This window comes from Amycolatopsis tolypomycina, assembly GCF_900105945.1.
In the GTDB taxonomy this organism is placed as follows: domain Bacteria; phylum Actinomycetota; class Actinomycetes; order Mycobacteriales; family Pseudonocardiaceae; genus Amycolatopsis; species Amycolatopsis tolypomycina.
Map to the genome: position 1 here is coordinate 2182649 of NZ_FNSO01000004.1, position 9012 is coordinate 2191660.

General features: G+C 75.8%; 1 protein-coding gene. It reads left to right on the plus strand.

All coding sequences use genetic code 11. The features are described 5' to 3' along the window. Positions 1-2 precede the first annotated feature (2 nt). A complete protein-coding gene (locus tag BLW76_RS20460; protein ID WP_244170240.1) occupies positions 3-8996 on the plus strand; it encodes a type I polyketide synthase in 8994 nt (2997 codons plus the stop codon). The last annotated feature ends 16 nt before the right edge of the window (positions 8997-9012 follow it).

Here is a 9012-nt window from a genome sequence, read left to right on the forward strand (position 1 = left end):
AAGTGAGCGAAGAGAAGCTCCGGTACTTCCTCAAGCAGGTGACGGCGAACCTGCACGAGACCCGCGCCCGGCTGCGGGAGCTGGAGTCGGCGGCCGACGAGCCCGTGGCCGTCGTGGGCCTGGGCTGCCGCTACCCGGGTGGCGTGCGCGGCCCGGACGACCTGTGGCGGCTGGTGGCCGAGGGCACCGACGCGGTCGGGGCGTTCCCCGCCGACCGCGGCTGGGACGTCCGCGACCTCGGCACCGGTCACGAGCGGCAGGGCGGGTTCGTCCACGACGTCCCCGGCTTCGACGCCGGGTTCTTCGGGATCTCGCCGCGCGAGGCCCTGGCCATGGACCCGCAGCAGCGGCTGCTGCTGGAAGTCGGCTGGGAGACCCTGGAACACGCGGGTGTCGACCCGGTGTCCCTGCGGGGCTCGCGCACCGGCGTCTACGTCGGCGCCACGGCCTCCGGCTACGACTGGCTCACCCGCGCGCACGGCGGCGACGAGGGCCACGTCGTCGCGGGCAGCGCGCTGAGTGTCCTTTCCGGACGCCTCGCCTACGCCCTCGGCCTGGCAGGGCCGGCGGTCACGGTGGACACGGCGTGTTCGTCGTCGCTGCTGGCGGTGCACCTGGCGGCGCGGGCGCTGCGGGCGGGCGAGTGCTCGCTGGCGCTGGCCGGCGGGGTGATGGTGATGGTCACCCCGGGCATGTTCGCCGAGTTCTCCCGGCAGGGCGGGCTCGCCGCCGACGGCCGGTGCAAGCCCTTCGGCGCCGGTGCGGACGGCACGGGCTGGGGCGAGGGCGCCGGGCTGGTGCTGCTGGAACGGCTGTCCGACGCCCGGCGGCACGGTCACGACGTGCTCGCGGTGATCCGCGGCAGCGCGGTCAACTCCGACGGGGCGTCCAACGGCCTGACCGCGCCCAGCGCGCCGGCCCAGCGCCGGGTGATCCGCGCGGCACTGGCCGACGCGCGGCTCGAAGCGTCCGAAGTGGACGTCGTCGAGGCGCACGGCACCGGCACCACCCTCGGCGACCCGATCGAGGCGGAAGCCCTGCTGGCCACCTACGGCCGCGACCGCGCCGAGCCGCTGTGGCTGGGCTCGCTGAAGTCGAACCTCGGGCACACCCAGACCGCCGCCGGCGTCGCCGGGGTGCTCAAGATGGTCCTCGCCCTGCGGCACGAGCTGCTGCCCGCGACCCTGCACGCCGACCAGCCCACCCCCCACGTGGACTGGTCGGCGGGGCAGGTCCGGCTGCTGACCGCCCCCGTCGCGTGGCCGGCGGGCGAGCGGGCGCGCCGGGCCGGGGTGTCGGCGTTCGGCGCCAGCGGCACGAACGTCCACCTGATCCTCGAAGAAGCCCCTGCCGACGACGCACCCGGCGAGCGCCGGCCAGGCCCGGTGCTGTGGCCGCTGTCGGCCCGCACGCCCGCGGCGCTCGCGGCGCAGGCCGGCCGGCTCCTGGACCACGTCCGGACGCACCCGGACCTCGACCCGGCCGACGTCGGCTTCTCGCTGGCCACCACCCGGACCGCGTTCGAGCACCGCGCGGTCGTCACCGGCGACTTCCTCGCCGGGCTGGCCGCGCTCGCCGACGGCCGGTCCGCCCCGGACGTGCTCACCGGTGCCGTGCGGCCCGGGCGCGTCGGGTTCGTCTTCGCCGGCCAGGGCAGCCAGCGCGCCGGAATGGGCCGCGAGCTGCACGCGGCGGACCCGGTGTTCGCGGCGGCGTTCGACGAGGCGTGCGCGCTGATCGAGGCCGAGCTCGGGCAGCCGATCCGTGACGTCGTGCTCGGCGAGGACGACGACCGCGTGAACCGGACGCTGTACGCGCAGACCGGGCTGTTCGCGCTGCAGGTCGGCCTGCTCGCCGTGCTGGCCGCGGCCGGCGTCCGCCCGGACGCCGTCGCCGGGCACTCGGTCGGCGAAATCGCGGCGGCCTACGCGGCCGGGGTGCTGTCCCTGCCGGACGCGGCCCGGCTGGTCGCGCACCGCGCGCGGCTGATGGAAGCGCTGCCCGAAGGCGGCGCGATGGCCGCGATCGAGGCGTCCGAAGCCGAAATCACCCCGGACCTCGACGGCGTGGCGCCGGCGGCGGTCAACGGGCCGTCGTCGGTGGTGGTCTCCGGTCCGGCCGAGGCGGTCGACGGCGTTGTGGCGCGCTGGCGGGAGCGCGGGCGCCGGGTGCGGCGGCTGCGCGTGAGCCACGCCTTCCACTCGCCGCTGGTCGAACCGGCGCTGGCCGACCTGGCCGACGTCGCCGCCGGATTGACGTTCGCGGCACCCCGCCTGCTCTGGGCCGGGGCACTGACCGGCGACCTGGTGGAGACGCCGGACGCGGGGTACTGGCCCGCGCAGGCAAGGCAGGCCGTGCGGTTCGCCGATGCCGTGGAAACCCTGACGGCGCACGGTGTTTCGGTCGTCCTGGAGCTCGGCCCGGACGGGACGCTGTCGGCCATGGACACCGGCGCCGACGCCGTGTTCGTGCCCCTGCTGCGCCGCGACACCCCGCTCGTGACTGCGCTGGCGAAGGCGCACGTCCACGGCGTCGACGTCGACTGGCAGGCCGTCCTCGGCGGGCGGCGGACCACGCTGCCCACGTACGCGTTCCAGCGGGACCGCTACTGGCCGGACGGTCCGGTGGCTGCCACGGCACCGGACTCCCGGCTCTGGACCGCGGTCGAGCGGGGCGACGTCACCGCGCTGGCCGCGGAGCTGGCCGCCCCGGCCGAGCCGCTGCGCGAGGTGCTGCCCGCCCTGGCGGCCTGGCGGCGGCGCGAACGGGCCGACGCGGAGACGGCGAACCTGCGCTACCGCGTCACCTGGACCCCGATCGCCGAACCGGCACCGGCCACGCTGTCCGGCACCTGGCTGCTGGTGGGCGAAGCCCCCGACGTCGAGGCCGCCCTCCGCACGCACGGCGCGGACGTCCGCACGGTCGACCCCGCCGGGCTCGAGGTCGCCACCCTGCCGGACGTCGACGGCGTCGTGTCCGTGCTGTCCTGCACGGAGAACCTGACCCTGGTCCAGGCGCTGGGTGCGACCGGGATCGGTGCGCCGCTGTGGCTGCTGACCCGCGGTGCCGTCGCCACGGCGCCGGGGGAGCGGACCCGGCCCGCCGAAGCCGCGACGTGGGGACTGGGCCGCGTCGCGGGCCTGGAACACCCCGAGCGCTGGGGCGGCCTGATCGACCTGCCGTCCACAATGGACGAGCGGACCGGACGGCGGCTGGCCGCGGTGCTGGCCGGTCTCGGCGAAGACCAGGTCGCGCTGCGCCCGGCCGGGATCGCCGCCCGCCGGCTGGTCCGCGCGGCCTCGCCGGAGGGCGCCGGAACCTGGACGCCGCGCGGCACCGTGCTGGTGACCGGGGGCACCGGCGCGCTCGGCGGGCACATCGCGCGCTTCCTCGCCGGGCGCGGCGCCCGCCGGCTGGTGCTGACCAGCCGCGGCGGCCCCCAGACCCGTGGTGTCGCGCAGCGCGTGGCGGAGCTCGCCGGCCGGGGCACCGCGGTGACCGTCTACGCCGCCGACGTCGCCCGCCGGGAGCAGGTCGCCGCCGTGCTGGACCGCGTTCCCGAGCTGACCGCCGTCGTGCACGCGGCCGGGATCGGGCAGGCCACGCCGCTCGCCGAGACGACCCTCGCCGAGCAGGCCGCCGTCACCGAGGCCAAGGCCGGCGGTGCCGCGCACCTCGACGAGCTGACCCGCGACCTCGACGCGTTCGTGCTCTGCTCGTCGATCTCGGCGACCTGGGGCAGCGCCTGGCAGCCCGGCTACGCGGCCGCCAACGCCTTCCTCGACGCGCTCGCCGAAGACCGCCGTGCGCGGGGCCAGGCCGCGACGTCGATCGCCTGGGGCCTGTGGGACGGCGACGGCCTCGGCGCCGGTGCCGGTGGCGAGCAGGCCCGCCGCCGCGGCCTGAAGCCGATGGCCCCCGACGCCGCGATCCACGCGCTCGGGCAGGCCCTCGACGCCGGCGAGGACCTGGTCACCGTCGCGGACGTCGACTGGGCCGCCTTCGCCCCCGCGTTCACCCTGCGCCGCCCGAGCCCGCTGCTGGCCGGCCTGCCCGAGGTCGCCGCGGCCCTGGCCACCACCCCGGAACCCGCCCCCGGGAAGCGAGTCGAGCTCTCCGAAGGCGAGCTGCTCGACCTCGTCCGCGACCGGACCGCGACCCTGCTCGGCCACGCCTCGGCGGCGGCGGTCGAGCCCGGCCGGGCGTTCAAGGACCTCGGCTTCGACTCACTGACGTCGATGGAGCTGCGGGACCGGCTGACCGCCGCGACCGGGCTGAAGCTGACCGCGACGCTCGTGTTCGACCACCCCACCCCGGCCGCCGTCGCCGCCCACCTGCACGCCGAACTGGGCGGCGGCGGCCCGGCGGAGACCGCGGCGGTCACCACGGCACCGGCCGACGAGCCCCTCGCGATCGTCGGCATGGGCCTGCGGCTGCCGGGTGGCGCCGCGACGCCGGAGCAGTTGTGGGACCTCCTGGACACGGGCACGGACGCGGTCGGCTCCTTCCCCGCCGACCGCGGCTGGGACGTCGCCGCGGGCGACTACGCGGCGGTCGGCGGCTTCCTCGCCGACGCCGCCGACTTCGACCCGGGCTTCTTCGGCATCAGCCCGCGCGAGGCCCTCGCGATGGACCCGCAGCAGCGGCTGCTGCTGGAAGTGTCGTGGGAGGCCCTCGAACGCGCGGGCCTCGACCCGGCCCGGCTGAAGGGCTCGAAGACCGGCGTGTTCGCGGGCGCGGCCGCGTCCGGCTACGGCCGGGGTACCACGGTCGGCGCCGACAGCCACCTGCCGATGGGCACCGCGACCAGCATCCTGTCCGGCCGGATCGCCTACGCGCTCGGCCTGGAGGGCCCGGCGGTCACCGTCGACACGGCGTGTTCGTCGTCGCTGGTCGCGCTGCACCTCGCCGTGCGGGCCCTGCGCTCGGGCGAGTGCTCGCTCGCACTGGCCGGCGGCGTCACGGTGATGCCCGACCCGGACGTCTTCGCGCAGTCCGTGCAGCAGCAGGGGCTCGCGGCGGACGGCCGGTGCAAGGCGTTCTCCGCGGCCGCGGACGGCACCGGCTGGGCCGAGGGCGCGGGCATGCTGGCCGTCGAGCGGCTCTCGGACGCCCGCCGTCACGGCCACCGCGTGCTCGCCCTGATCCGCGGCAGCGCGATCAACTCCGACGGCGCGTCCAACGGCCTGACGGCCCCGAACGGCCCGTCCCAGCAGCGGGTGATCCGCGCGGCACTGGCCGACGCCGGACTGTCCACTCAGGACGTCGACGCGGTGGAGGCGCACGGCACCGGGACGTCTTTGGGTGACCCGATCGAAGCGCAGGCGCTGCTCGCCACCTACGGCCAGGATCGTGACGAGCCGCTGTGGCTGGGGTCGGTGAAGTCGAACCTGGGCCACGCCCAGCAGGCGGCCGGCGTCGCCGGGGTGCTGAAGATGGTGCTGGCCCTGCGGAACGGGAAACTGCCCCGGACATTGCACGTCGACGAGCCGTCGCCGCACGTGGACTGGTCGGCGGGCCGGGTCGCCCTGCTGCGCGAGCCGGTCGCCTGGCCCGCCGGGGACCGGCCGCGCCGGGCCGGGGTTTCGGCGTTCGGCGCCAGCGGCACCAACGCCCACGTCATCCTCGAGGAGGCTCCCGCGGCCGTCGAAGAGCCCGCGCGGCAGCCGCTCGTGCCCGGCACCACGGCGTGGATCGTGTCCGGCCGCACGGCCGACGGCCGCGCAGCCCAAGCCGGCCGCCTGCGCGAACACGTCCTGGGCGGCTCGTGGGCACCCGAAGATGTCGCGTGGTCCCTGGCCGCGACGCGGTCGGCGTTCGCGCACCGCGCGGTGGTGCTCGGTGACGACCTCCCTGCGGGGTTGGCCGCGGTGGCGACCGGGCAGCCTGCCCCGGGTGTCGTGACGGGTGTCGCGGCTTCGGTCGGGCGTGTCGTGTTCGTGTTCCCGGGTCAGGGGAGTCAGTGGGCTGGGATGGGTCGTGAGCTGGCGTCGGTGTCGCCGGTGTTTGCGGCGCGGTTGGCGGAGTGTGCGGCGGCGTTGTCGCCTTATGTTTCTTTGGATTTGGATGATCTGGATTCCGCGGATGTGGTGCAGCCTGCGTTGTGGGCGGTGATGGTGTCGCTGGCCGAGGTGTGGCGCGCGGCGGGTGTGGTGCCTGATGCGGTGGTGGGTCATTCGCAGGGTGAGATTGCGGCGGCGGTGGTGTCGGGTGCTCTGTCTCTTGAGGACGGTGCTCGGGTGGTGGCGCTGCGGTCGCGTGTGCTGACCGCGTTGGCTGGTCGTGGCGGGATGATGTCGATTGCCGAGCCCGCTTCGCTGGTGCGGGAGCGGATTGCTTCTTGGGGTTCGCGGTTGTCGGTGGCGGCGGTGAATGGTCCGTTGTCCACTGTGGTCTCGGGTGAGCCGGAATCCCTGCGGGAATTGGCCGAATCCGCGGATGTGCGGACGCGGATGATTCCGGTGGATTATGCGTCGCATTCGGCTCAGGTGGATGCGTTGCGGGATGAGATTGTTTCGGTGCTGGCTGGGATTTCTCCGCGTGAGGTGGAGATTCCGATGGTGTCGGCGATGACGGGTGAGTGGCTGGCTGGTCCGGAGTTGGATCCGGTGTATTGGGCGGCGAGTCTTCGTGAGCCGGTGGAGTTCGAGCGGGCGGTTCGGGTGCTTGGCGAGTCGGGGTATGGCGTGTTCGTGGAGACGTCGCCGCATGCGGTGCTGACGGGCGCGATCGCCGACACTTTGGACGATCCGGTGGCCGTGGGTACTCTCCGCCGCGACGACGGGGGCGCCCAGCGGCTGCTCACGTCGTTCGCCGAAGCCTGGACCCACGGTGTCCCCGTCGGCTGGTCCGAGGTCCTCTCCGGGCGGCCGGTCGATCTGCCGACCTACGCCTTCCAGCACCAGCGGTTCTGGCCCGAACCGGCCGCCCCGGCCGCCGGAACGGGCGCCGAGGCGGAGTTCTGGACGGCCATCGACCGCGGCGACGTCACCGACCTGGCCGGCACCCTGGACGTCGAGCCGGGCAGCCTCCGGGACGTGGTCCCGGCCCTGGCCCGCTGGCACCGCGGGCTGAGTGACGAATCCGCGGTCGCCGGGTGGCGCTACCGCATCACGTGGGCGCCGGTCCCCGACCCGGAACCGGCCGCGCTTTCCGGCACCTGGCTGGTGCTGGGCGAGGACGCCGAGGTCACCACGGCGCTCACCGAGCACGGCGCCGACGTGGTCACGGCGATCGAGGACGCCCCGGCCGACCTGCGTGGCGTCGTTTCCCTGCAGGCCCTCGACGAGCGCCCGCACCCGGACCACCCGTTCGTCACCCGCGGCCTCGCCGCGACGTTGCGCCTGGTCCAGACCCTCGGCGAGGCCGGGATCGACGCGCCCCTGTGGGTCCTCACCCGCGGCGCGGTCACCACCGGCCCCGCCGACGCCCCCGTCTGTGCCGGGCAGGCCGCGGCCTGGGGCCTCGGCCGCGTCGTCGCACTGGAACACCCGGACCGCTGGGGCGGCCTCGTCGACCTGCCGTCCACAATGGACGCCGATGCCGGGCGGCGCCTGTGCGCGGTGTTCGCCGCCGCCGGAGAGGACCAGATCGCGCTGCGACCGGCCGGGATTCTCGCCCGAAGGCTGGTACGGGCCCCGCGGCCGCGGGCTGTCACGCACTGGGTACCGCGCGGCACGGTGCTGATCACCGGCGGCACCGGCGCCGCCGGCGGGCACGTCGGCCGCTGGCTGGCCGGGCGCAACGCCGTGGCCGGGCAGGCGGGCACCGCGGTCGACACCACCCGGATCGTGTTGACCAGCCGCTCCGGTCCCGGCGCCACCGCCGTCGCCGAGCTGGCCGCCGGGCTGGCCGAAACAGGCACCGCAGTCGACGTCATCGCCTGCGACACCGCCGAACGCGCCGCCGTGGCCGGGCTGCTCGACCGGATCGCCGCCACCGGGCCCGCGCTGTCGGCCGTCGTGCACGCCGCCGGGGTCAGCGCCGGCAGCCCCGTGGCCGAAACCACCCTTGCCGGCCTCGCCGACGTCACCCGGGCGAAGGTGGCGGGTGCGCGCTGGCTCGACGAGCTGACCGGCGACCTCGACGCGTTCGTCCTCTTCTCCTCCGGTGCGGCCACCTGGGGCAGCAGCTACCAGCCCGGCTACGCCGCGGGCAACGCCTACCTGGACGCGCTCGCCGAAACCCGCCGCGCCCGCGGGAAAGCCGCCACCTCGGTGGCGTGGGGCCTGTGGGGCGGCGGTGGGCTCGGCGAAGGCGAGGCCGGCGACCGGCTGCGCCGGGCCGGGGTGCGGACGATGGACCCGCGGCTCGCCGTCCGGGCGCTCGGCCATGCGCTCGACGCGGACGAAACCACGGTGACCGTCGCCGACATCGACTGGGCCACCTTTGCCCCGACGTTCACCCTGCGCCGGCCCAGTCCGCTGCTGGCCGCGCTGGCGGAGGCCGCCCCCGCCGAGGCGCCGGCCGAGGACACCGCAGGGTGGGCCGCGCGGCTGGCCGGCCGGTCCGTCGCCGAGCAGGAACACCTGCTCACCGAGCTGGTCCGGGCCGAGGCGGCGGCCGTGCTCGGCCACGACGGGCCCGGGGCCGTCGAGCCGGCGCGGGCGTTCCGTGAGCTCGGGTTCGACTCGCTCACCGCCGTCGACCTGCGCAACCGGCTCGCCGCCGCGACCGGGCTCGCGATGCCCGCGACGCTGGTGTTCGACTACCCGACCGCGGCCGTGCTGGCCGCGCACCTGCGGGCCGAGCTGACCGGCGAAGACGACGCCGAGCCCGTCTTCGCCGACCTGGACCGGCTGGAGACGGCGCTCGCCGCCGTCCCGGACGGCAGTGAACTGCGCTCCGGCATCACCGCCCGCCTGCGGACGGTGCTGTCGAAGTGGCTCGCCGGGCACGAGACGCCCGAAGCGGAGGAAGCGGTCACCGGGCGGCTCGAAGCCGCCGGGGCCGCGGAGGTCCTCGACTTCATCAACAACGAGCTGGGGATGGCGTGATGCGCGGAAGGACCTG